At 40.2% G+C, this 24,820-nt stretch carries 21 protein-coding genes; 8 read left to right on the top strand and 13 right to left on the bottom strand.

Going from position 1 to position 24,820, the window contains the following annotated elements; all coding sequences use genetic code 11:
* From R2Q78_RS16135 to R2Q78_RS16125, 3 genes are all read left to right on the top strand, one after another.
* On the top strand, positions 1–483 hold a 483-nt coding region (locus tag R2Q78_RS16135), incomplete at its 5' end, for a GNAT family N-acetyltransferase (protein ID WP_316793560.1).
* A 123-nt stretch (positions 484–606) separates the two neighbouring features.
* Positions 607–993 carry a DUF1016 N-terminal domain-containing protein gene (locus R2Q78_RS16130; protein ID WP_316793559.1) on the top strand — a complete coding sequence of 129 codons (387 nt, stop codon included), beginning with the start codon at positions 607–609 and terminating at the stop codon, positions 991–993.
* The gene (locus tag R2Q78_RS16125; protein WP_316793558.1) at positions 983–1,276 is read left to right on the top strand and encodes a PDDEXK nuclease domain-containing protein; all 294 of its coding nucleotides are present in this window, start codon (positions 983–985) and stop codon (positions 1,274–1,276) included. The genes R2Q78_RS16130 and R2Q78_RS16125 overlap by 11 nt, the downstream gene beginning before the upstream one ends.
* Before the next feature lie 196 nt (positions 1,277–1,472).
* On the opposite strand, the gene R2Q78_RS16120 is transcribed toward R2Q78_RS16125, so the two are convergent.
* The 5 genes from R2Q78_RS16120 to truA all read right to left on the bottom strand — a co-directional run bounded on the left by R2Q78_RS16120 (position 1,473) and on the right by truA (position 9,448).
* Complete coding sequence (locus R2Q78_RS16120) at positions 1,473–3,887, bottom strand: PAS domain-containing protein (RefSeq protein ID WP_316793557.1); 2,415 nt, start codon at positions 3,885–3,887, stop codon at positions 1,473–1,475.
* 121 nt (positions 3,888–4,008) lie between these two features.
* Positions 4,009–5,283, bottom strand: a complete 1,275-nt coding sequence (locus tag R2Q78_RS16115; protein ID WP_316793556.1) for a hypothetical protein — start codon at positions 5,281–5,283, stop codon at positions 4,009–4,011.
* Between the two features lie 57 nt (positions 5,284–5,340).
* Positions 5,341–6,579 (bottom strand): alpha-L-fucosidase, encoded by a 1,239-nt coding sequence (locus R2Q78_RS16110; protein WP_316793555.1) that lies wholly within the window; start codon positions 6,577–6,579, stop codon positions 5,341–5,343.
* A 323-nt stretch (positions 6,580–6,902) separates the two neighbouring features.
* Positions 6,903–8,678 carry an ABC transporter ATP-binding protein gene (locus tag R2Q78_RS16105; RefSeq protein ID WP_316793554.1) on the bottom strand — a complete coding sequence of 592 codons (1,776 nt, stop codon included), beginning with the start codon at positions 8,676–8,678 and terminating at the stop codon, positions 6,903–6,905.
* A 2-nt stretch (positions 8,679–8,680) separates the two neighbouring features.
* Complete coding sequence (truA, locus tag R2Q78_RS16100; protein ID WP_316793553.1) at positions 8,681–9,448, bottom strand: tRNA pseudouridine(38-40) synthase TruA; 768 nt, start codon at positions 9,446–9,448, stop codon at positions 8,681–8,683.
* An 84-nt stretch (positions 9,449–9,532) separates the two neighbouring features.
* On the opposite strand from truA, the gene R2Q78_RS16095 reads away from it, so the two are divergent.
* Positions 9,533–9,997: a DUF4293 domain-containing protein gene (locus R2Q78_RS16095; protein ID WP_316793552.1), complete on the top strand. Its 465-nt coding sequence runs from the start codon at positions 9,533–9,535 to the stop codon at positions 9,995–9,997.
* 84 nt (positions 9,998–10,081) lie between these two features.
* The gene (locus R2Q78_RS16090; protein ID WP_316793551.1) at positions 10,082–11,965 is read left to right on the top strand and encodes a DEAD/DEAH box helicase; all 1,884 of its coding nucleotides are present in this window, start codon (positions 10,082–10,084) and stop codon (positions 11,963–11,965) included.
* Between the two features lie 60 nt (positions 11,966–12,025).
* On the opposite strand, the gene R2Q78_RS16085 is transcribed toward R2Q78_RS16090, so the two are convergent.
* From R2Q78_RS16085 to R2Q78_RS16070, 4 genes are all read right to left on the bottom strand, one after another.
* The gene (locus R2Q78_RS16085) at positions 12,026–12,364 is read right to left on the bottom strand and encodes a hypothetical protein (protein ID WP_316793550.1); all 339 of its coding nucleotides are present in this window, start codon (positions 12,362–12,364) and stop codon (positions 12,026–12,028) included.
* Positions 12,365–12,413: 49 nt separating this feature from the next.
* A complete protein-coding gene (locus tag R2Q78_RS16080) occupies positions 12,414–13,412 on the bottom strand; it encodes an NAD(P)H-dependent glycerol-3-phosphate dehydrogenase (RefSeq protein WP_316793549.1) in 999 nt (332 codons plus the stop codon).
* An 81-nt stretch (positions 13,413–13,493) separates the two neighbouring features.
* A complete protein-coding gene (locus tag R2Q78_RS16075; protein WP_316793548.1) occupies positions 13,494–14,834 on the bottom strand; it encodes an efflux RND transporter periplasmic adaptor subunit in 1,341 nt (446 codons plus the stop codon).
* A 10-nt stretch (positions 14,835–14,844) separates the two neighbouring features.
* Positions 14,845–16,293, bottom strand: coding sequence for a TolC family protein (locus tag R2Q78_RS16070; RefSeq protein ID WP_316793547.1), 1,449 nt, complete (start codon positions 16,291–16,293; stop codon positions 14,845–14,847).
* 91 nt (positions 16,294–16,384) lie between these two features.
* Between R2Q78_RS16070 and R2Q78_RS16065 the strand changes: the two genes are divergently transcribed.
* Both R2Q78_RS16065 and R2Q78_RS16060 read left to right on the top strand, forming a co-directional pair.
* Positions 16,385–17,002 carry a polysaccharide deacetylase family protein gene (locus R2Q78_RS16065; protein WP_316793546.1) on the top strand — a complete coding sequence of 206 codons (618 nt, stop codon included), beginning with the start codon at positions 16,385–16,387 and terminating at the stop codon, positions 17,000–17,002.
* A 315-nt stretch (positions 17,003–17,317) separates the two neighbouring features.
* Positions 17,318–19,597, top strand: a complete 2,280-nt coding sequence (locus R2Q78_RS16060; RefSeq protein WP_316793545.1) for an aconitate hydratase — start codon at positions 17,318–17,320, stop codon at positions 19,595–19,597.
* Between the two features lie 66 nt (positions 19,598–19,663).
* Here R2Q78_RS16060 and R2Q78_RS16055 read toward each other — a convergent pair whose 3' ends face one another.
* From R2Q78_RS16055 to R2Q78_RS16045, 3 genes are read right to left on the bottom strand one after another with little or no spacing between them, the layout of a single operon-like run.
* Positions 19,664–20,107: a putative signal transducing protein gene (locus R2Q78_RS16055; protein WP_316793544.1), complete on the bottom strand. Its 444-nt coding sequence runs from the start codon at positions 20,105–20,107 to the stop codon at positions 19,664–19,666.
* Between the two features lie 36 nt (positions 20,108–20,143).
* Positions 20,144–21,481 (bottom strand): GH1 family beta-glucosidase, encoded by a 1,338-nt coding sequence (locus R2Q78_RS16050; RefSeq protein WP_316793543.1) that lies wholly within the window; start codon positions 21,479–21,481, stop codon positions 20,144–20,146.
* A gap of 37 nt (positions 21,482–21,518) precedes the next feature.
* Positions 21,519–23,345 carry a MutS-related protein gene (locus R2Q78_RS16045; RefSeq protein WP_316793542.1) on the bottom strand — a complete coding sequence of 609 codons (1,827 nt, stop codon included), beginning with the start codon at positions 23,343–23,345 and terminating at the stop codon, positions 21,519–21,521.
* A gap of 88 nt (positions 23,346–23,433) precedes the next feature.
* Between R2Q78_RS16045 and rlmH the strand changes: the two genes are divergently transcribed.
* The gene (rlmH, locus tag R2Q78_RS16040) at positions 23,434–23,907 is read left to right on the top strand and encodes a 23S rRNA (pseudouridine(1915)-N(3))-methyltransferase RlmH (RefSeq protein ID WP_316793541.1); all 474 of its coding nucleotides are present in this window, start codon (positions 23,434–23,436) and stop codon (positions 23,905–23,907) included.
* A gap of 202 nt (positions 23,908–24,109) precedes the next feature.
* Here the strand turns inward: rlmH and R2Q78_RS16035 are convergent, their stop codons facing one another.
* The gene (locus R2Q78_RS16035) at positions 24,110–24,748 is read right to left on the bottom strand and encodes a hypothetical protein (RefSeq protein ID WP_316793540.1); all 639 of its coding nucleotides are present in this window, start codon (positions 24,746–24,748) and stop codon (positions 24,110–24,112) included.
* Positions 24,749–24,820 lie beyond the last annotated feature (72 nt).

The following is a 24,820-nucleotide window of genomic DNA, read 5'->3' as shown; positions in this document are numbered from 1 at the left end:
GTTGAATCGATCAACCCGCAGGACCTGGCTTTACAGGCCAACAATCCTGCAATTGCCAGAAACATGAGGGATGTATTCCCCCACCCCTACACCATTGAAAACGCCAGACATTTTCTAGACCTGGCCGGGCAAAAACTTGTACGACATGTATTCGGGATCTTCGAAAACGAAACTTTTATCGGCATTGGCAGCATAATTCCACAAACAGATATCCACCGTATGAACGCCGAGATCGGCTATTGGATAGGCGAAAGTTATTGGGGAAAAGGATACGTAACAGAAGCAGTCAGGTTGCTGGTTCGTTATGCGTTTGATGAATTGAAACTGATCCGTGTGTACGCGTCTGTCTTTGAAAGCAACAAGGCATCAATGCGCGTACTGGAAAAATCTGGTTTCCACCTGGAAGTCATTATCAAATCCGGCATTATCAAAAACGATGTGGTGATCGACGAATACTTGTATAGCACTCAAAATCCTGCCTAAAAATCCAACATATTAAACTGTATATCAATATTTTAACAAAATAAATTTGTTTTGGAAATGTGATTTTTATAAATAATCTGAAGGAGATTTGCACAGATTATTTATTTAAAAACCATTAAAATTATGATGTTAAACCCTACCGTCCTTTCGGACATTAAAACCATTATCCATTCCGCACGCGACGAAGCAATACGTGCAGTCGACACCAAACGTGTAATCATGTATTGGCACATTGGACAGCGAATTTTCCTGGAAGAACAGGAAGGCAAAGACCGCGCTGATTACGGAAAGTTTCTGATTAAATCGCTTTCAGAGCAATTACAACCAGAATTCGGAAGCGGCTACTCTTATCGACAATTGAACTGGTACAGACAGTTTTACCGGACTTTTCCAATTGTGTCCGCACTGCGGACACAATTGAGTTGGACTCACTATAAGTCTTTATTAAGCATTGATAATCAAAATAGTATAGATTTCTATATCGCTGAAACAGTAAAGTTTGGAAATTAAGAAAAACAAACTGACTCATGGCGATATTGGCCAGATGCAGATGTATGTAAATTACTATGATCGCATCGAGAAATTACCGGCGGAGAATCCTACCATTGGCATTCTCCTTTGCGCGAGTAAAAATGATGCGGTAGTTAAATTCACCTTACCTGAAAACAACCAGACTATTGTAGCCAGCAAATACCTTTTGTATCTGCCAACCGAGCAACAGCTAATTGCTGAAATTAATAAAGAAATAAAAAGCCACGAAGAAATAGAATCAGATATGGAAAACCATCTTTAAAATTGCAGAAGTGAGTAAGCTGACTAACTAAAAAGGAACCTGCGGCGATGCCGCAGGCATTTAAATATAAGCTTCCTTTGGATTTGCTCGGTCTTAAGCTAAGCTTTCTTCGGAAAAAGAACCCTGTTTTCCGAAGAAACCTGCACTGAAACTGGATTGAACCTAAACTCATCTGAGTCTGTCATCATCCCGAACATCATTTACCAAGCAAAGGAAGACTGAAAGTAAAAGTAGATCCAACTCCAAAATCACTTACTGCAGATATCTCACCTTTGTGCCGTTCAATGATTTCTTTACAAAGGTACAGACCTATACCAAAGCCAGAAATAGAAAACATCTGGCTTCCTTCAACACGGTAATAACGGTCGAAAATATTTGGAAGGTCATCGGATTTTATACCCATCCCCTGGTCTTTCACACTCACATTTACCATTCCTTTGTCTTTAAAGCACGATACCTCAATCATACTTCCGGCTGTCGAGTACTTAACGGCATTACTGATCAGGTTGTGGATCACTTGCCCGATCTTATCCCTATCAGCATTGACCGACATGATTTCAACAATCGGATTGAAGACCACAACATGACTCGAAATGGTAGCATTTGTCTCCTCTTCGGCTTCCTTTATAAGCCCTGCAAGATCAAATTCCTGAGTCTCCATATAAATCTTCCCCGATTCAAGCCTGGATACATTTAAGAAACTATTGATCATAGCCGTCATTTTCCCCACCTGGCCATTTGCTTTTTCCAGCATATCAGTATTGAACTGGTTATTTTGCCTGTTTACTTTTAATAACATTTGTATATAGCCTTTCATAGAGGTCAGCGGCGTTTTCAATTCGTGACTGGCCATACCAATGAAGTCGTTCTTTCGGATTTCATCGATTTTCTGCTCAGTGATGTCCATCACTACCCCGGTAAAAGCCGAGAATGCACCCGAAGGATCTGCTTTCAGGTTGCCGATGGCGCGAAGCCAGCGCAGACGGTTATCATGCAGACCGACAACGGGATATGTCACATCGTAATCGCCGTTGTTATAAATCGCATTTTCCAGCTTAGTGGCCACGAAATCACGATATTCATCGGTGATCTGCGCAAGTGCCTGTTCGATGGAAAGATCCTCCTCAGGATAGTATCCGAATAATTCTTTCAATCGGGCATCTGTAATAAATTCCCTCGTCACCGAATGGATGTACCAGGTGCCGAAGTCGGCAGCATCAATAGCCAGGCGCAAAGCTATCTCACGTTCTTCAATTTTGTGCCAGGCATCCCTCAATTGCTGGTTTACAACAGCTAGTTCTTCATTGGTCGCAATTAGTTCTTCATTTGAAACAGCCTGCTCTTCGTTTGCAGCCGATAGTTCCTCATTAATGGCTTGCAATTCTTCACTACTCTGCGCCAGGGCCTGCTCCATTTCCTTGCGGTCAGTAACATCTCTTGTGGTCCCCGCAACCGCTTCCACTTCTCCTGCTTCATTGAATACGGGGATCAGGATATAGTCATAAATCCTCTTGCCCAAAACGGCATGAGGGAAGGCGACTTCACCACGAATAGATTTCTTTGTTGCCACAACCTGATCGATTTCGCGTTCGTGCATTGCCGCATGCCATTCTTCGTAACCATTTTCCCGTAAGCCTTTCCCGATAGCGGTATCCCAGGTCTTACCCCACATGGTCAACAGGGCGCTGTTGGCATAGGTAAAGCGGTACTGAAGATCCCAGACATACATCAGATCCGGTGTTCCAGAAGTAATTGTTTCATAGACTCTCCGTTGCTGGTCTGCATATCTCCTGGCTTCCCGGAGTTGCTCCTGTACCCGGATCATGTCAGTCACTTCAAACACGATGTTTACGACACCGTCAATATGATGATTTTCATCGCGCCTTGCCTGAAAGCTAAAAGTAAAATACCGTTCTTTTGTCGGTCCGCCCTCGTATTCTGAAACCGGTATCAATACCTCGCTCATTTCATACGGTTGGCCATCACTATAAACTTTCAGTAACTTTTCCTGTATTGGCGAACCGATCAGTTCTGGAAGCGCTTCGAAAATAGGTCGTCCTGAAAGTTCACGACCAGATAAGATTTGCTGATAGGCGGCATTCACAAGTTCATAAACCAGATCTGGTCCCCGCAGCACACATATTCCTGCAGCAGCGTGCATAAAATAACTGTGGAGCCGGTCACGTTCTGCTTTAAAAGCATCCTTTGCAGCTTCCTGCATTTTTCTCTCCACAACCTGCCTGGTATTTTCCAGCACCCATACCGCAACTTTTTTTACTTTATCCCCCTTGTTATTTACCGGGGCATATACAAAAGTGACAAAAATCGTTTCTGGTTTTCCATGACGAATCAGCATGAGCTCTACTTCATCTGCATAGTAGGCTTCGCCCGTTTGAACTACCTTGGACAGCGCCTCCTCGTAGTAAGACCGGACTTCAGCAAAAGCGTCCCAGTAGTATTGGCCATAGATCGCGTCGTAAGGCTTACCGGCAACCTCCAGAAATTTATCATTGACAATTTCTGCTACAAGCGTATCCGCATCTAAAATGCATATCCCGATCGGCGCATTGAGTATCGTATCATTAAAATCTTCTGCATCTGTAAATAGCATAGGCAAACTGATTGATGTATTCAGAATAACGAATATCTATGGTTTTTGTTTAACAAGCAAGTACAATACCAAGAACGTTAAAATACGCGGGATGTGCATTTACCATCCTATCATAAGAGGCTCAAAAGCGATGTGTTTTGTTAGCGTTTAATTTAAAATTCTGGAATTCGCCAATGCCAGCGAATAAAATTCTCACTCCCATGATCCTCCCAATTGGCTTTTTATATTCAGTTTTAAAAACCAGTTGCCTGTTAATGTATAGCCTTACTTTTTTATTCCTAATGCTCAATACCACATTTGCTCCCCCAGTAAGATCATGACCAAAAGCCCTAAGATCATTTTCGCCTCCGTCTTTTTTATCTTCAGAAAATTTGTAGTTTGTCCAGACTATACACCCGGGTTTAACTATGTCGACGAAATGCCAGTCAGTTTCCCCATAAATGGTCAAATCAAATGAAGAACATCTTACTCCGGTTCTTTTAGATGACGTTTTTACATCTACATTCAATTCCATATTATCACCGCTGATATCTGTTGGCATGATATTGCTAAAATCAACCACAAAAGTCTTATTTGTATCTATTCCTGATGCCGCAACCTCCGCAGCACTTGCTGAAAAAACACCTGCAAATCCATTCTTTTTTGGATATATAGGGTAGGGACTGGAGATATCTGATTGAAGTTTGGCTATGGTTGTCCACCCTTTTGTTTTCAAATAAACAACCGCTGTATCTAAAATCACATTTTTATAGGAGAGCGTAGGAAAAAACCGGCCGGGACGGTCATAATGATGAGTTATAATCCGGCCAGAGGATATGTTTGCCTTTTCTGTGTGATCTCCAAAATCTATGCTGAAAGTAGAAGAATCGGCTAACCCTTTACCTTCCGTGATTATTTTAAAGGTCACAGAATGATGCGCTTGTCCTTCGAGAACATCACAAACCAACCTTAACCCACTCATATCGACCGGGCGTGGATAGAAAAAATAACCGGACAAGCCTGTCAATATAATGATTAGGAGAACTGGAACGGCTTTATAAGGTGATTTTCGGTCCGGCAATTTATCAACTGGAGCGGTCTGCCCGGCAGTTACATATGTTATTGGATTCAATATTTCAAAGTCATCCCAATCCCCATAACCGATATAGCGAGCAAGTGCATCTCTTGTGGCTTTCTGCGGAAAATAACGAGCAGGTCTTTTGAGTTTGCCAAATACCTTTTTCAGTGTATCTGGATTCAGATTAACCATCGTTTCTCTGTACAATCGTCGGCTGAGCATACAGTAGTCAATATTCCTCCATTCAGAAATATCATTTTTTCCAAACTTAGCGGCGACTTTTTCGCAACAGATACCCAGTTGCTGAAAAAAAACTGAATTATCAGGATGTCCAATCATTCTTCTGCTATCTAATGACCAAGGTAATACATTGCCTATAAAAATGTCTGTTTTTTGTTACTTTAAGGTTTCAACATCTCGATCAGTTAGCTTTGTATTTTTTTCAGTGGCTATGCGTAACTTCATGTAGTTAGCCTTATCCTGTTTTGGAAAGCCCTTCTGATGCAGTGCTTTTCCAACCTCCAGTAAGGTGGCTTTATCTGCCGGTACAATTTGTCCATCGGGATACGGGCCAATGTTCAACAACAAATTTGCATTATTATCTGCTGCATTTTTGAGTAATAACAGAACTTCTGCAGGTGTTTTATGTTTTTGTTGCTTGCCCTCGAAGTATCCCCAGTTTATCGACTGCATTGTTGCACATAATTCAGCCGGCTTTGCCTTATTCTTTTGCCAGGCAGCCTCGGCTGATAGGGCGGTCTTTTCTCCCTGAACACTACGCATAAGCGCCGTGATAGATTTTATTTCATGCTCACATGCCAGGAAGTCTTCGGTACCATCAAATCCGGTTTTATAGGATATAAGTGCGTGTGGCTGCAGTCGACGTATCATTTTGTAAATTTCAGGCATGTCAAACAAATCGTCGTTTGCATAGGCACCACCAATTGGATCAAACCATAATCCGGCAATATCACCGTAATTGGTACATATCTCAAAAATCTGTGTCTTTACATAGTTCCAATATTGAACAAAATCTTCCTTCCCCCTGAAACGGATAAAACTATCCGGATAATTTTCTTTGGAGTAGTGCGGGCGGGCGGCACTGTAATAATTGGTTGTAAGATAAAACGGATGCGTCCAGTCGATCCCAATTGAATAATAAATAAATAGTCCAAGGCCACGTTTTTTGCAAGAAACTGCCATTTCTTTTAGAAAATCTCGATGTGCTGCTGCTTTCATGCTATTAAACGGACCTGCCTTCGAGGCAAATTGTGCAAATCCATCGTGGTGTTTTACGACATAACAAATGTACTTCATTTGTGCCTGAACAGCCAGGTCACAGATACTGTCCGCACTCCACTTTTCTCCTTTGAACTTCATGGCTTTATCAATATACTCCTGCATAGGGATCTTTTTATCGTACAATACCCAATCCCCGGATTTATATTCAGCTGAGGGACCCCAATGGACGAAAAGCCCAAAACGGGCATCTTCAAACCACTTCAAAGCAGCCTGGTGTGGGTCCTTCTTATAAAGTTGTTTATACGATTGAAGGTAATTGGGGATCTTCTCCTGGGCGATTGCGCTAGTTCCCGAAATAATGAAAAATAGTAGTATTGATAGTTTACATCTCATGGTTTGATATTTATTTGTGGATCAAAAGCAAATCTTTTATCCTGGTCTAAATCTATATCAATTGGGAGATGATGCGTAAAATTGTATTGTTCAAAATGGATACAAAATATCCCATAGCTTAACTATTTAATAATCAAATTCTTAATAATGACTCGGAATTGAATATGAAAAGTCTACCCAAAAGATACAAAGAGATTTTTATTCTCAGCAGAACCAATTGTCTGTCAAACCGGGAAATCCTTCTCCTAAAAAATCACCTTCTCAGAGAAGACATAGCGCTGGTGATGCGCAGCTTCAGCAGATGCAGTCTTCGAAGAGAACGGTTATTTTTCCCCTATTTTAACCCCCGAAGAATTGAACTGAAGGTCATACAGCCTCTTGTAATATCCATTTAGTTTCAACAACTGCTGATGGGTACCCATTTCTTTAATCTCCCCTTTGTCCAGTACCAATATTTTATCTGCCTTCTGAATAGTGGATAAACGATGGGCAATGACGATTGAAGTACGACCTTCCATCAGGTTTTCAATGGCGCGCTGGATTAGCATTTCTGTTTCGGTATCTACAGACGATGTTGCTTCATCCAGTACCAGGATAGAGGGATTGTAAACCAGGGCTCTGATAAAGGAAATGAGCTGCGCTTGTCCGGCAGATAAGGTTGCTCCCCTTTCCATTACGTTGTACTGATAACCTCCAGGCAATCTTTCTATAAACTCATGAGCTCCAACCTTTTTAGCCGCATCAACTACCTCTTCCATAGTAATCTCGGGATTATTCAATGTTATATTATTGAATATCGTATCGGAAAAAAGAAATACATCCTGCAAAACTGTTGCGATATTACTCCTCAGGTAATTCAGTTCATAATCCTGTATTTTTATGCCATCCACTTTAATCTCGCCCTTCTGAATCTCATAAAAACGGTTCAGGATATTGATAGTTGACGACTTTCCTGCTCCGGTTGCACCAACCAATGCAATAGTTTTACCAGCTTCCACCTCGAAAGAGATGTCCTTCAAAACATAATTTTCATCATTATAAGCAAACCATACCTGCTGAAAAGAGATGTGACCTTCCATTTTGGCCGGTGTAAGCACTCCCTTATTTTCAGTAACTTCATCTGTATCCAGCACTTTAAATACCCTTTCAGCTCCTACCATTCCCATTTGCAGCGTATTGAATTTATCTGCAAGCTCCCTTATTGGCCTGAACAGCATACTGATGAACATGATAAATTCTGTAATGATACCTGGTTGAACAGTTGAATCTTTTAAAATAGTTTTAGCACCATACCAGATCAGTAAGCCAAGTGACATGGCCGAAATGATCTCTACAACAGGAAAAAATATCGAGTAATACCAGTTTGAGCGGATATTTGCATCACGGTAACGCGCATTGATATTTACAAACTTCTTATACTCCTGTTTTTCCCTTGCAAAGTATTGGATGATAGAAATTCCGGTAATGTGTTCCTGCAAATAGGTATTCAGATTTGAGACTTCGGTACGGATTTCCTGAAAGGCTGACTTAATTGCCTTTTGAAAAACTGAAGTAGCCATGATCAGCAATGGCATTGGTAGTAACACAACGATGGTGAGCGTCCAATCCCTGTAAATCATGACACCGATGATTACGATGACCATCAGGATATCACCAATAATGACAATGAGTCCTTCCGAGAAAATCTCGGCGATTGTCTCCAGATCAGATACCGTACGGGTGATCAGCTGGCCAATAGGTGTATTATCAAAATATTTGAGTCTTAATTTTGTAATGTGATTGAATACGTTGATTCTAAGATCCCGGATGGCTGACTGTCCAAGGGTATTGGTGAGCAACGTATGGCTGTATTGGAATATAGTTTGGAGAATCAATAACACAAACATAAGTACGGTCATATTCAGCAAACCTTGATAGTCTCCTTTAAGAATATGGTGGTCCAGTGTATAACCAATCAGTATGGGCCTTAGCGGCGCTATTGCTGCCAATAATATAGTTAATACCACTGACCATATAAAAATGCCCCTATAGGGTTTTACATATTGAAAAACCCGTTTCAATAACCCTACATTAAAAGCATCTCCTGTTATTTTAGACATATTTATTTTACATATGGGTAAACCACATTGACCAGATATAAACCGCAAGCGGGTACCGATTGACCTGCATTGCTTCGGTTCTTACTCTCTATGATTTCTTTGAACTGTGCCAGATCTATTTCATTTTTACCAACCCTTACCAATGTACCCACGATCGCACGCACCATATTTCTTAAAAAACGATCAGCCCTGATGGTAAACAGCAGATCTTCATCTTTAAACTGAAAATGAGCTTCCATTATTTTACAATTATTGGTAAAGGTCTGGGTATTCGATTTACTAAAGCAGGAAAAGTCAGTATGATCCAGTAAAACTGTAGCCGCGTCATTCATTGCAGCTACATTTAGATCCCCTTTGAATAACCAGGAGCGTTCAAGCTTAAAAGGATCTTTATGAAAATGAATGTGGTAATGATAAGCCCTTTCGGTAGCGTCAAAACGGGCATGGGCATCATGGTGTACTTCAAAGACCCGTTTAATGGCAATTTGATAGGGCAACAAGGAGTTGATACCAGTTATGAACCGCGAAGGATCTGCAGGTCTTAAAGCATTTGGAGTATCAAATTTCAGATCAAAATGTGCAAAAAACTGAGTTGCGTGTACTCCGCTGTCTGTGCGTCCACAACCTAATGTAGCTACAGTTTGCCTGAAATAAACCGACAAAGCCTTGTCCAGGCATTCCTGTACAGTAATGGCATTGGGCTGTATTTGCCAGCCATGATATGCAGTGCCATTATATGACAGTTCGATAAAGTAACGTTGCGTATTCAATGTTGCAAATTTATCTTTTTATATCGTATATCAGATTGCTTAGTTTAGGCCTTTTAATATCTTTGTTGAAATTATTGAATTGATATGATACAAAGAATACAATCTATATGGCTTCTTTTAGCAGCATTGACCCTGATTTGCCTGTTTTTTACTCCGATAATGAGCAAGAATGTTGATACTACAGAATACCTGCTTTATATAGATGGACAACATCAGTCAGCCAAGATGGCCGACGGCGCGCAGCTTAACGGTACCCCGATAGGGGCTATGATTGCAAATGGTATTGCGATATTGGTTTGTTTGGTCAGCATTTTTCAATTCAAAAACCGTCCAATGCAAAAACGTCTCATTATGATCAATATGATCCTGATCATTGTTACGGCAGCTTTATCTGCTTTAAATACCTCTTTGCTACCAGGCGGAATGAATGGAGCTTCTATTCATATTGGGTCATCTTTATTTGTGCTGGCACTTATATTTTCTATGCTCTCGATCCGAGGAATTAGAAAAGATGAGCAATTATTGAGATCTGCCGACAGACTCAGATAATTAATTGTCTGATTTTTATTTAGTTACACATCTGTAAAATACCAAATATTAACTGTACCTTTGCGGCTTAATAAATTATAATACATGATAAACCCATTTAGTAAATTGGGGATAAGTGATGACGTTGTTAATGCCGTAAAGGATTTAGGTTTCGAAAATCCAACACCTATTCAGGAACAAAGTATTCCTGTGCTGTTAGAGGGCAATAACGATTTTGTTGGTTTGGCCCAAACAGGAACAGGAAAGACAGCCGCATTCGGTTTACCTCTGTTAGAATTGATCGACTTTAAAAGCAACAAGCCTCAGGCATTAATCTTATGCCCTACCAGAGAGCTTTGCTTACAGATTACAAGCGACATCAAAAATTTCTCAAAAAACATCTCTGGTGCTAATGTCGTTGCCGTTTACGGTGGCGCAAACATTATGCAGCAGCTGCGTGAAATTAGAAACGGTGTACAAATAGTAGTGGCTACACCGGGCCGCATGTTGGACATTATCGGCCGTAAGGCTATAGATTTCACTAACGTGAAGTATGTAGTTTTAGATGAGGCTGACGAAATGTTGAACATGGGCTTCCAGGAAGACATCAACGATATTTTATCGACAACTCCTGATGACAAAAAAACATGGTTATTCTCCGCTACTATGCCTCCTGAGGTTAGAAGAATAGCTAAAAATTACATGGACTCTCCAGTGGAACTGACCATGGGAACAAAAAACACTGGTAACGTAAACATTGAGCACGAGTACTATATTGTACGTGCAAGAGATAAATACGCTGCCTTAAAACGCATCGTAGATTTTAACCCTGAAATCTTTGCCGTAGTATTCTGCAAAACCAAACTGGATACGCAGGATGTTGCTGAGCATCTAATTAAAGATGGCTACAATGCTGATGCTTTACACGGAGATCTTTCTCAACAACAACGTGATAAAGTGATGCAACGCTTCCGCGAACGCAACATGCAGTTGTTAATTGCTACTGATGTTGCTGCACGTGGTATCGACGTAAACAACGTTACTCACGTAATCAACTACTCTTTACCAGACGAAATTGAAAGTTATACCCACCGTAGCGGTCGTACCGGCCGTGCTGGTAAAACGGGTATTTCTATCTGTATCGTAAACTCTAAAGAGATTGGCAAAATCCGTCAGATTGAAAGAATTATTGGTAAGCAGTTTACTAAAGCTGATTTGCCTACTGGTTTCGATGTTTGTGAGAAACAACTATTTGCCCTTGTACATAAAGTACATAATGTAGAGGTTAACGAGGCTCAGATTGAGCAGTATATGCCGCGCATCATGGATGAGTTTGCTGAACTGAGCAAGGACGAAGTGATCAAACGTTTTGCATCATTAGAATTTAACCGCTTCCTGGAGTATTACAAAAATGCTCCTGATCTTAATTCATCTGCTGATGACAGAGGTGATCGTGGAGAGCGCGGCGAACGTGGCGAAAGAGGAAGAAGCAGTGAAGGCTATACCCGTTTGTTCATCAACTTAGGTTCAGTAGATGACTTTACAAGAGGTGACCTGTTATCTTTTGTTTGCAACAACGGTAAAATCAGTGGAAAAAGCATTGGCAAAATTGATTTAAAAGGTGTGTATTCATTCTTTGAAGTTGAAAATGCAAATGTTGACTCTTTATTCAACAACTTTAAAGGCGTTGAGTTTAACAACCGCGGTGTAAGAATTGAAAAAACTGCAGATGGTGATGGTGGAGGAGAACGTAGAGGCGGTGGTGGCCGTGGCTTTGGCGGTGGCGAAAGAAGAAGCGGTGGCGGTGGCTATGGCGGAGGAAGACGTGAAGGCGGTGGTGACAGAAGAGGTGGAAGCGGCAGACGTGAAGGCGCAAGCGGTGGAAACAGCGGTGGTGGATTCAGAGATTTCTCTGGAAGAAGCCGTGAAGACAGAGGTGGAAGCGGCAGACGCGAAGGCGGAAGCAGCGACAGAAAACGCAGATCTTAATATCCAATCATAAAAAAAGCCTCCCGATATATGTCGGGAGGCTTTTCTTTTGCTGTTAATTTATTGTTTCGGCTTATCTTTTATTTGTGAAGTTTTCAGATAAATCTTCGCTCCTTTTTTATCAATGTAATATTTTCTGTTTTTTCCGTCGATATAAACATTTGACCCATCTGGAGCCATCTTACCTTTAAAAGTCTGGTCTACAACCTTTGCTCCACCTTTTACAGCAACCTCCGCTGTTTTATTCCCGACTTTTGTAGCTGTTTTCCCTATGGCCTTCCCGGTTTTATCAAGCGACTCCCCTACTGTTTCTTTCTTCTTTTCCTGTGCATCTGCTGTTGATACCACACCTACACTCAGCGCGAGTGCAAGAACGCCTATTAAATATTTCGTTTTCATAGCTTTTAATGTTTAGATAAAAACAAACATCAACGGCTTTTGTTTGCGATTAGTTCAGCTGCTCTGTAAGCAACCGCATTTCTATCTGAGGAGAATGCTTTTCATAAAGAATGGCGTAAACCGCCCTGCTGATGGGCATATCTACTTTATACTTTTTGTTGATGTAATGCATACAATTTACTGCATAATACCCTTCAGCAATCATATTCATTTCAAGCTGGGCAGATTTTACCGTATAGCCTTTACCGATCATATTTCCAAAAGTACGGTTACGACTAAACTGAGAATAAGCTGTAACCAATAAGTCTCCAAGGTAAGCCGATTCTTTGATGTCCCTTGAAATAGGATGGACAGCCTCTACAAACCGGTTAATTTCTCTGATTGCATTTGAAATTAAAACTGCTTGAAAATTATCGCCATAACCTACACCATGACAGATTCCGCTGGCTACTGCATAAATATTTTTTAAAACCGCAGCATATTCAGTACCGAATATATCATCGGAAATATTAGTCTTGATGTAACGCGTATTTAACAAATTAGCAAAATGTTCTGCAAGCTTAAGATCTGTACTTGCAATTGTTAAATAAGATAGCTTCTCTAATGCTACTTCTTCTGCATGGCAAGGCCCGCTGATCACAACAATATCCTCAAACGGAATATGATACTTCTGGTTTAGAAATTCTCCGATAATCAGATTTTCATCCGGAACAATCCCTTTGATTGCAGAAATGATCTTTTTGCCTTTCAATTGCTCGGGAGTAACAGAGGCAAGTGTGTCTTTTAGAAAAGCGGCAGGAACATTTAAAATGATATAATCCGCTGCAGCTATAATTGACTTAATGTCATTAGAAATATTCTTTTCAGGAACTCTGATTTCCACAGAACTCAGGTAACTTGGGTTGTGCTTATACTGTTGCACATGCGTAATTGCTTCAGCATTCCTCATCCACCAAAAGATCTCTTTCTCTGTAAAATTATCTGAAAGCATTTTTATGATCGCAGTAGCCCAACTACCGCCACCAATCATCGCAACTTTAGGTGTCATAGTATCTAAATAAAAAACCCCGGTTTAATGTTTTAAACCGGGGCAATTTACTTATTTAAAATGACTGATATCCTTTACTTTTTACTTGGGAGCGGCAAAGAGCTGATCCTTAGTGGTTTTTTCTACCTTCATGCCATCCTTCAACCTGTTTTGAATTGCAGAATAAGGACCTGTAACAACTTCTTGGCCGGCCTTTAAGCCAGTCTTGATGATGATGTACTGGTCATTCTGGATACCTGTGGTAACTTCAGCCCGCTTTACTACCCCATTATTAAACAGGTAAACATATTGTTTTACAGTCTTATCTGTCAGCTTTGATTTTTGTTTATCTGTATTGTCGTCCGCATTTTCAGTACCGGGTTTTGCCTTGGATTTATCTTCTGTAAATACAGACTGTATAGGTATCGCCATACCCTTCAGAGATTCACTTTCAATATCTACCGTTGCAGACATTCCTGGCCTGAAAGGAGAAGGCAGGTCTTTTGCTCCGCCTTTAACATTACTGTAAGACTCAGCGAGTATGCGCACCTTTACAATAAAATTAGTTACCTGATCTACACTGGTTGCAGTACCTACATCTTTAGATGAACTTGCAATTTCAGTTACAACTCCTTTAAACTTTTTGTCTGCAAAAGCATCTACCTCTATCGAAGCATTGTCACCAACATTCACACGATTGATGTCATTCTCATTTACATCAACATTTACTTCCATTGATGACAGATTGGAGATACGCATGATTTCTGTACCGGCCATCTGGGCTGTCCCTAGAATACGGTCCCCCAATTCTACTGACAACTTAGAGATTACGCCATCTACAGGCGCAAATATCGTTGCTTTTGCAAGGTTAGCACTTGCTTCCTGCACATTCGCTCCGGTCTGTTCCAACTGAAACTTAGCTGCTATCACATCTTCTTTGGCCCTTGCCAGATTAGTTTTAGCGGTCAGGTAAGCCGCCTTGGCTGCATCAAACTCCGACGCCGAGATCACCTTTTTACCAAAAAGCTCCACGTTACGTTTATAGGTTGCTTCTGCATTGACAAAATTGCCTTCGTTTTGTTTCAGCATTTGCTGTGAAGCAGATACACCCGCTTTTTGAGAACTAAAAGATGCTACTGCACGGTCATAACCTGACTTTAAAACATCTGGTCTCACTTTGATCAGCAGCTGCCCTTTCTTCACCACATCACCTTCCTTAACCAAAAGCTCTGTAACTTCTCCCGACACTTCTGAACTTAACTTCACTTCGGTTTCCGGTTGAATTTTACCACTTGCAGTAACGGTTTCAATTACTTCTTTTTCACCGGCTTTCTCAATTGTGACCTTTTCCGTCTTTTCGCCTCCAATTAAACCTGTGAGCTTCGCTACTACCAAGAGCGCAATCAGCACACCTACAATTATCAATATGGTCTTTAATTTCATTTGTTGTTGTTTAAAAAATTATCTGTTTCCCTAAATAGTAGTCAATTACTTTTGCTTTAAATAGCAAATCGTATTTAGCACGTATCATGTCTATTTCTGCCTTGTTTTTATTGGTTAATGAGGTACTGTAATCTAACGAGTTAACCAACCCAACGTTATAACGCTGTTCAATTACTGAGAATGCTTCTTTACGCGCAGTAAAGGTTTTAGACGTAGACTCGTACGTACTTTGAGCAGCTCTAAGATCAGCCACAGCTTGATAAATTACTTTATTCAGGTTGTTTTTAGCAAGTTGTTCTTCATTTCGATTCTGCATTAACGTAATCTTTGCTCTTCTTACCGTCGTTCTCGTTCTGAAGGCATTAAAAATCGGAATTTGCAAACTTACGCCTACATTTTGACCAAAATTATCACGTAGCTGATCTTTAAAACGGTAAGTTTCTGACAATTCTCTAAACATTGCAGTTAATACCTTCTCTCCACTAGCTGTGTATCCAATCTCTCTCTCTCCATCCGACACTACATCTAATACTCTTCTTCTGCCGCTTGAATAATTCGTATTCAAACCAGCTCCCAATGAAATACTCGGATAATAAGCTCCTTTTGCCAGATCTACTGCTTTTTTAGCAGATTCAGTACGGATAGCTGCAAGCTTGATATCTGGAAAAAGCGACAGCGCCTGCTCATATACTTCTTCAGGATTATATAAAGCAGCAGTCCCTGTAAAACTGGTTACATCTGGCGGCTTTACGTCATATTTAGTTGCAGAAGGTATATCCATTAATTGCGCCAATGTAATGTAAGATATAGTCAATGCATTCTGAGCTGTGGTTACATCAAGTTCCGCAGTAGCCACCAATGATTTAGATTCGGCAATGTCAGCCAATGTTTTATTTCCCACATCAAGTAATTCCTGCTGCTGTTTCATTTGTTGCTGAGCTACGGCTAACTGCTGTCTTGCTGCTATTAGAAAGTCTTTATTATATAAGATCTGCATATAAGATGTGATCACCTGCAACACAAGGTCATTTTTAACCTTTTCAGTATAATTTTTATCTGCATCAAGTAAAAGCTTGTTTTGTTTAATTTGGTTTAGCTTTTGGAAGCCTTGAAATAAATCTACACTAGTAGAAACTCCCCCGTTAAACGACGAAAATTGCTGACTGCTAAAAGACTGTGTAGAAGGGTCCAAGCTGCGTCCGAAGTTTATATTGTAACTTCCATTGCCATTAAGTGTAGGAAACAATGATGCCTTAGACTGCTTTAAACTCTCATCAGTCAGGCTTTCACTCAAACGTGCTTGTTTGACCTGCAGGTTATTATTTAAGGTTTTTTCGATCGCCTGTTGTATGGTGATCACTTCCTGAGCGCTTGCCTGTTGTACAAAACCGGTTACAAAAACAAGAGAAAAAATCAAGGTAAGCCCGGATAATGCACTACTAGGGATAGTTCTTTTCATAAATTTAATTTCACAATATTAATATAAACAACTCAATCATTTTTGTAAATTTTAAGGTACAACCAACCCGATTTTTTATCTAAGTTTGAAAATGTACCTTACAAAATCTCCACTTTTATTAAAATGGTATTATCCATCGCTTACCTGGAATAAACCAAGAGACCGTAAAGTTATTTATTTAACCTTTGACGATGGACCTATACCTGATGTTACAGACTTCGCGTTAAAAACTTTAAAAAGCTTCAATGCCAAAGCTACCTTTTTTTGTATCGGGGACAACATCCGTAAGCATCCCGATATTTTTAATCAAATAAAGAACGATGGGCATAGCATCGGCAATCATACATTCAACCATCTGAAAGGCTGGAAAACTCCAGACGAAATATACTTAAAAAACTTTCAAATGTGTCAGGAGCAAACCGCTACAAATCTCTTTCGTCCACCCTACGGCCGCATCAAAAAATCCCAGATCAGGTCAATCAGGGCTGCACATCCTGAATTGCAGATCATCATGTGGGATGTACTAAGCGGCGACTTTGACATCAATCTCAGTCCGGAAAAATGCTGCAAAAATGTGCTGCAAAATACCAGGAATGGGTCCATCATCGTTTTCCACGACAGCCTTAAAGCGTTTGACCGGATGCGCTATGCCTTACCTAAAGTCTTAGCACATTTCAGCAACGCAGGTTATCATTTTGAAAAATTATAGGTATACCAACCACTTACTATCGCCCTCAACTTTACGATGGCGTAGCGAACTCTGAGCCAAACAAACGAATGAACATAATTGAATGATATTCAATTATTTATAATTAACACATCATTGGTTCCTGTTCATAAATGAACAATAGTGGTCATAATCGGCCAGTCGTCAGTCCCGATATTGTGTTTATAACAGGCGCATTACATTATTTAGAATATGTATAAATAATATAATGATCTGACAATGATCCCCTACCCCTGTTTTTTTTTGTAAATTCGCTAAAAATAATAAGAATACTTACCCCTTTAACACATATTATCAATGGCTTTTGATATAGAAATGATCAAAAAGGTGTATGCAAACTTTGGCCCTCGTATAGAGGCAGCCCGTAAATTAGTAGGCAGACCCTTAACACTTTCAGAAAAAATACTTTACACTCACCTTTGGGATGGAAATGCAAGTACTGCTTATTCAAGAGGTACTGATTATGTAGATTTTGCTCCTGACCGTGTGGCCATGCAAGATGCTACTGCACAAATGGCATTATTGCAGTTTATGCAGGCAGGCAGACCAAAAGTTGCAGTTCCTTCGTCTGTTCACTGCGATCACCTGATCACAGCAAAAAATGGCGCCGAGATAGATTTGCCTGCAGCAAATACAGAAAGTAAAGAAGTTTTCGATTTCCTTGCTTCAGTTTCCGACAAATACGGTATTGGCTTCTGGAAGCCAGGCGCTGGTATTATTCATCAGGTAGTGCTTGAAAATTATGCATTCCCGGGTGGAATGATGATCGGAACCGACTCTCACACTGTTAATGCAGGTGGTTTGGGTATGGTTGCTATCGGTGTTGGTGGTGCTGACGCTTGCGATGTAATGGCCGGATTACCATGGGAACTTAAATTCCCTAAACTAATCGGCATCAAATTAACAGGAAAATTAAATGGCTGGACTTCTCCTAAAGATGTAATACTTAAAGTAGCAGGTATCCTTACTGTAAAAGGTGGTACTGGTGCTATCGTTGAGTACTTTGGTGATGGCGCTACAGGCATGAGCTGTACTGGTAAAGGTACGATCTGTAACATGGGTGCAGAAATAGGTGCTACTACTTCTACATTTGGCTATGACGAAAGCATGGAACGTTATCTCCGTGCGACCAACAGGGCTGAAGTGGCTGATGCTGCTAATGAAATCAAAGCGCACCTGACAGGTGATCCTGAAGTTTATGCTGAGCCTGAAAAATATTTTGATCAATTGATCGAAATTAACTTATCTGAACTTGAGCCTTATGTTAATGGTCCGTTCACCCCTGATCTGGCTACTCCTATTTCTAAAATGAAAGAGGTAGCAGCTGCAAACGGATGGCCTTCAAAAGTAGAATGGGGACTGATTGGCTCTTGTACGAACTCTTCATATGAGGATTTATCCAGAGCGGCGTCTATTGCTCAGCAGGCAATCGACAAAGGTTTAACAATAAAAGCAGAGTTCGGTATCAATCCGGGATCTGAACAGGTACGTTATACTGCAAACCGTGATGGCTTACTGGGTACTTTTGAAAATCTGAATGCAACAATCTTTACCAATGCTTGCGGTCCGTGTATCGGAATGTGGGACAGGGTTGGTGCTGAAAAACAAGAGAAAAATACAATCGTACACTCATTTAACAGAAACTTTGCTAAACGCGCCGACGGTAATCCAAATACATTTGCATTTGTAACTTCTCCGGAAGTGGTAGCTGCAATCGCTATTGCAGGTGATTTAGGCTTTAATCCGCTTACCGATACCTTGACAAACAATAAAGGTGAACAAGTGAAATTAGATCCGCCAAAAGGTGATGAACTTCCGGTAAATGGATATGCTGTAGAAGATTCTGGCTACCAGGCTCCTGCCGCAGATGGTTCAGGTGTTCAGGTATTGGTTTCACCTACTTCAAGCAGATTACAATTACTTGATCCGTTTGCTGCTTGGGAAGGCACTGATCTTATGGGTCTGAAATTACTGATTAAAGCAAAAGGAAAATGTACTACTGACCATATTTCTATGGCCGGTCCATGGTTGAAATTCCGTGGTCACTTAGACAACATTTCCAACAACATGCTGATAGGAGCTGTAAACTTTTACAACGAGAAAACTGACTTCATAAAGAATGCAATAACCGGAGAATATGGCCCGGTTCCAGCGACTCAACGTGCCTACAAAGCAGCAGGATTAGGTTCTATCGTTATTGGCGATGAAAACTACGGAGAAGGATCAAGCCGTGAGCATGCTGCTATGGAACCTCGTCACTTAGGTGTACGTGCTGTACTGGTAAAATCTTTTGCCCGTATCCACGAAACAAACCTTAAGAAACAAGGTATGCTTGGGTTAACCTTTGCAAATAAAGATGACTACGATAGAATTCTTGAGGACGATGTAATCGACATCATTGGTTTGACTACATTTACGCCTAATGTTCCGTTAACATTGGTATTACACCACGCAGATGGTACAAAAGAAGAAATCACTGTAAATCATAGTTACAATGACCAGCAGATCGAATGGTTCAAAGCAGGTGGTGCGTTAAACATCATCCGCAGAGAAGCTGCTGCTAAGAATGCATTATAAATGCGATGGTATAAAATCAAAGCATAAAAAAACTCCCGTCTTAACAGCGGGAGTTTTTTTTATGTCTTAAAATTCGTGTTCGCAATTGAAACAATGGTGTGTTTTTCGGGCAAAGAAAGGATAAACAAGAAACATTAATGAAACCAGAATTGTCAATATCCCGAAGCGCCTTTTCGTAGCATGTACATAGCCGACGTGAGCTGAACCACAATTGGGACAAATTTCAGCTGACTGAGCCTCAACAGGTGCCACTTCGTCTGCATCTGCTTCCCCGACTTCATCAAGATTGATCTGCACATCTTCATCCTGAAGAATACTTCTCGCTGCAGCAATGTCACGCTCGAACATATGCAGCCTTACTCCTCCAAGTGCCTGATTGTATAAAGGATTAATCGTGATGGTATTTTCATCAGAAAGGAAGCATTGTATCCCACTATCAATCAGTCTTTCCTTAACTATACTTGCTTCGATTGGATTATAATAAGTCTCAAATACGACAATTTTGTCCATATGCTGTGTGTTTCATCTCAATATACAAAAATTATGCTAACTTTTAAGAAACTCCCTGAACCAGTTACCTGAATCTTTAACCGTTCTTTTCTGAGTTTTAAAATCATTATGAACCAGTCCAAAACGCGCATTAAATCCTTCCGCCCATTCAAAATTATCCATTAATGTCCAGGCCATATAACCTGAAATATTCAATCCTTCGTTTTTAGCTTTTAGCAGCGCAGACAGATACAATTTAAAATAGGTAATGCGATCAGCATCATGAATTCCACTGTCAGTAATTTTATCCTGATAAGCAGCTCCATTTTCGGTGATCATCAATTTCTTAATATTCGGATATGCCGCAAATTGCTTAATGATATTATAAAAACTCCCTGCATTCACCTCCCAACCCATGGCCGTATGAGGCTTTTTACGGTTTTTGGCTTTTACCTCCCAGGCCTGTACCACAGGAATAAATGCATTGTATTTAATAGTCAATGGAAAGTAGTTCTGCAGGCCGATAAAATCAAAATCAAAAGTAAGGCGCTCCGTATGTCTCCAGGTTGAATGCTGAATGGAGAATTTTTCCATCACTTCCCAATCAGCACCAGGGTATCCCATCCCCAATGCGGGTTCAATAAAGAGCCTGTTCATTAAACAATCCACTCGTTTGGCCGCAGTTAAGTCTGATTCACTTTGCGTGTACGGGATAATTTCAGAACAGGAGAAGCTGGTACCAATGTTGGCTCCAGAAACTTCAGCACGAAGAATCCTTCCTCCGTCTGCCTGCGCTATGGCTGTATGGTGCACAGCAGAAAAAAAGTTGGTCAGGCCCGTCTTACCCGGAGCATGAACACCCAGCATATATCCAAGTGAGGTAAAGCCAAATGGCTCATTGAGTACAATCCAGTTTTTTACTTTATCGCCATATTCACGGGCACACAAGCTTACAAATTCATTGAAAGCATGATTTACCGCATATGCAGTCCAGCCTCCTTCTTCTTCCAATGCTTCAGGCAAATCCCAGTGATAAAGTGTCACATAAGGAATAAGCCCATTTAGCAAGCAGGCGTCAATGACATCGTGGTAAAACCGGACACCCTCATGATTGACTTGTCCTTGTCCAAAAGGCAAAATACGAGGCCAGGAAATAGAAAAGCGAAATACATCGAAACCCAGGTTTTTAACCAAAGCAATATCCTCCTGATACCTGTGATAAAAATCGCAGGTTACCTGCAGCAAATGTCCCTTTTTAATTTTACCAGATCTCTTCGAAAAGGTATCCCATATGGACAGGCCTTTGCCGTACAGTTCCGCAGCACCTTCTATCTGAGCCGCAGCCACTGCTACGCCCCATGAAAAATCATTGCCAAAATCAGATGCTTTTATCATAGCTGTTTGTTACAAAAGGCAATATGGCATTATGCTATTAAGTTAATGTTAAGCCTATCTCTTTCAACAACAAAGCCGCATTAAAAGTTTTGCATGGTCCGTGTTTCAACTTATAATCGAAATTCATTTCACCTTCCGCTATTTGTATGTCGAAATGATAGTTTCTAACTTTAGTCTGATGATCTGCTTCCATTTCTGAAAGCTGTAAATCATGTGTCGCAAATAAAGCTGGAGTATCCTGCGCTATCAGTTTTTCAATAAATACTTTTGAGCCCAGGTATTTATCCTTACTGTTGGTTCCTCTAAGCATTTCATCAATCAGTACAAATGAATTTTCGGAGACGCTGATGGCATCGAGTATCATTTTAAGTCTGTTCAGCTCTGCTTTAAACGTTGACGTTTGATCATTCAAAGAGTCTTTAATACGCATATAAGAAAGCACCCTGAATATTGAAAGCGACATTTCTTTAGCGCAAACCGGAGCACCGGCAAAGGCAAGTACCATGTTAATACCTACTGTACGCAGGAATGTGCTTTTCCCAGCCATATTTGAGCCCGTAACGATATCCACTGTTGTATGTACCTCCAAACTAAAATCATTGACTACACGTGCGCTTTCGTGAATTAGCGGATGTCCTAGTTCAGCAGCTTGTAAGCTAAAGGTATCTTCAATTGTTGGAAAGTTCCAATCGGGCTGATTATGAGTAAGCGTTGCAAAGGAAATCAGCTCTTCGAACTGACTAATCCTATACAGGCCTCCTATCAGGTTACCTGAGGACCTTAAATACCATTTATTCAAATCGATGGAGCATTTTAAATCCCAAAGCAAAAACACGTTTAAAAAAAATCCTAAAAAAGGATTCAGCCTGGCGTCAAATGATTTAATGATAGTCGATAGCTGTTTAATTTGTTTACTTACGGGATCGTTAGCTAGGTTATTTTCGTCATTTCCCTTAAAAAAATCTTTAATATAAGGGCTCTTCCACGTTATATCTTCTGTCCACTTTATCGTACCAGAAAAGGAGTCTAGTAAATTTGAGCCTCCTGTAAATCCGTAATAAACTAAATTAATGTGTTTCTGATTGAAGAAATTCATCCCCATATTAAATAAGATCACAAAGCCTAATATTTTCCAGACAAAACCACCGAATATTATCCCGAGTATAAGCAACCCAATGGCAATAAAGGGGCCTATTTTTACGTACAATTGAAGCGCTTTATTGTGAGTAAATTTTAGCTGATTGGGCAGCTGATGCTCCAGTTTATGTTTAATAACATCAAGTTGACCGGGTTTATGATTTTGTAATTCGGCTCTGAAATGAAAAGTCTTATCGATATGCCCAACCATTTCGGTAATGGCTTCCTGTCGCTGCAAAATAACGTCCTTATCATTTGGCCTGCCAAGATTTTCTGCAAGAATATTTAAGCCATTATTTGTGTTGCATCGATTAATATTCGCGTACAGGGAGCGTGGCCCCATAATGTCGAGGTCTGAAGAATATGGATGTTGTTCATCACTATATTGTACCCCGTCGGCATAACCATTCTTTCCTGTGGTCAGCTGGTCTACCTCATTCTGATAAACCCACAGTAATTTGAGTGCATAATCCAGTTCAGCCTGAACCTTAATTTGCTTTTTTACCAGTATCATGAACATCAAAATAGGAACTATTGTAAAGAGCCCTAAGAACCATAAAAAACCTATGTTAATGATTGAGGCTACGATCAGAATCTCTGCAACAAAAAGCCCCAATCTGGAAAAGGAAATTTGGTTAAGTTTCTTTTTAAGTCCATCTACCAGCGTCTGCTGAGTATTTATATGATTTTGATAGCCAGTTAGGATGTTATATTTTGTTTTTACCATTATCTTTATCTTTTTTAAAGAATTGCCCGAACTTTGACGATAGCTTCAATGAGATGTTACGAACGTTTTGGTTATAAAGATAAATTAAATGAAGATCACTTTACTTGTTGTAGGTAAAACAGAAGACAAATACCTGATTGAGGGGATTGAGAAATATCTGAATCGTCTGAAGCATTATATTGGCTTCACACTGACAGTGATCCCTGATATCAAAAACACAAAGAACCTTACAGAAGCCCAGCAAAAAAGTAAAGAGGCTGAATTGATATTAAAACAAGTCAGCAATTCAGATATGGTAATATTGATGGATGAAAAAGGAAAAAAATACAGTTCAGTCTCCTTTTCAAATTACCTGAACAAACAGATGATCGGAAGTGTCCAGCATATGGTATTCATCATTGGGGGGCCTTACGGATTCGACGAAAGTGTTTACAACCGTTCAAACGGAAGTATATCCTTATCAGACATGACTTTTTCACATCAGATGGTTCGTCTGTTTTTTGTAGAGCAGCTTTACAGGGCATTTAGCATTTTAAAAGGCGAGCCCTATCACCACGAATAATGCATTCCATTTTATGGAAATTTTCAGTCGACATCATCATTAGCTAAAAGGAGAGATATTATGCGTTTGCCATCAGATTATAAAAGAGACTATAAATTTAAAAGCGATCCTAAAAAGGACCGCTTAAGTTACATCATCGCAATTGTGATATCAATTGTTGTGTTTGCAATCCTATGGTACTTTTTTTAGAAAACCTGCCAGGTTAGCCACGTCTTTTAATTCTAGCCCTTATTTTACTCAGAGTTTGCGGAACAATTAATAAGAAACTGGCAATGTCCTTTACTTTACAATACCGGGTGCTTTCCTTCCCAAACACCTCAAGGAATTTTTCATATCGGGGTGTGGGTTTAAGGTTAAGCATTTCGTTCTTCTTGTTGCTCCCCGGATTTGAAAGTGAAAGTACTTTATTTGCAAGCTCCTCGGCTTCTGAAGCCGTTAGTTTTAACGTGCTAAAGTTATCCGCGGTAAAAGGAATGACTACAGCATTTTTCGTAAAATCAGCATAATAATCACAAGGCTGGCCGTTAAAGAAACACTCCGGAATAACCATAATGCTACCCGGCATAAAGAATTTAAACGTGACTTCAGTTCTTACGCCATCCTGATAAACAACTCTGTAAAATCGACCATAGCCGGAGTCTATCCAATACGCCGTTTTACAAATATCACCTGCATTGGCAACCTTTAACACTTTGCATGACGACTGATGCTTCAACATCGGTAAGATACCCGAATAAAACCCATCGGTAAGGTCCATAAGTCCCCCTAAGTTTTCCAATAGGTTTCCCTCCGGAGTACCTATTAAATTATTGGCAATCAAAAACTTTTCTTTATATGACATAATTTACATTTTCGACTAATATATATAAGAACAAGGCAGAGAAACCACCTTTTGTAAAGGAATTTTTACCTA

It is taken from the genome of Pedobacter frigoris (genome assembly GCF_032678645.1).
Classification (GTDB): domain Bacteria; phylum Bacteroidota; class Bacteroidia; order Sphingobacteriales; family Sphingobacteriaceae; genus Pedobacter; species Pedobacter frigoris_A.
This window is presented reverse-complemented; position numbering and strand designations above follow the sequence as displayed.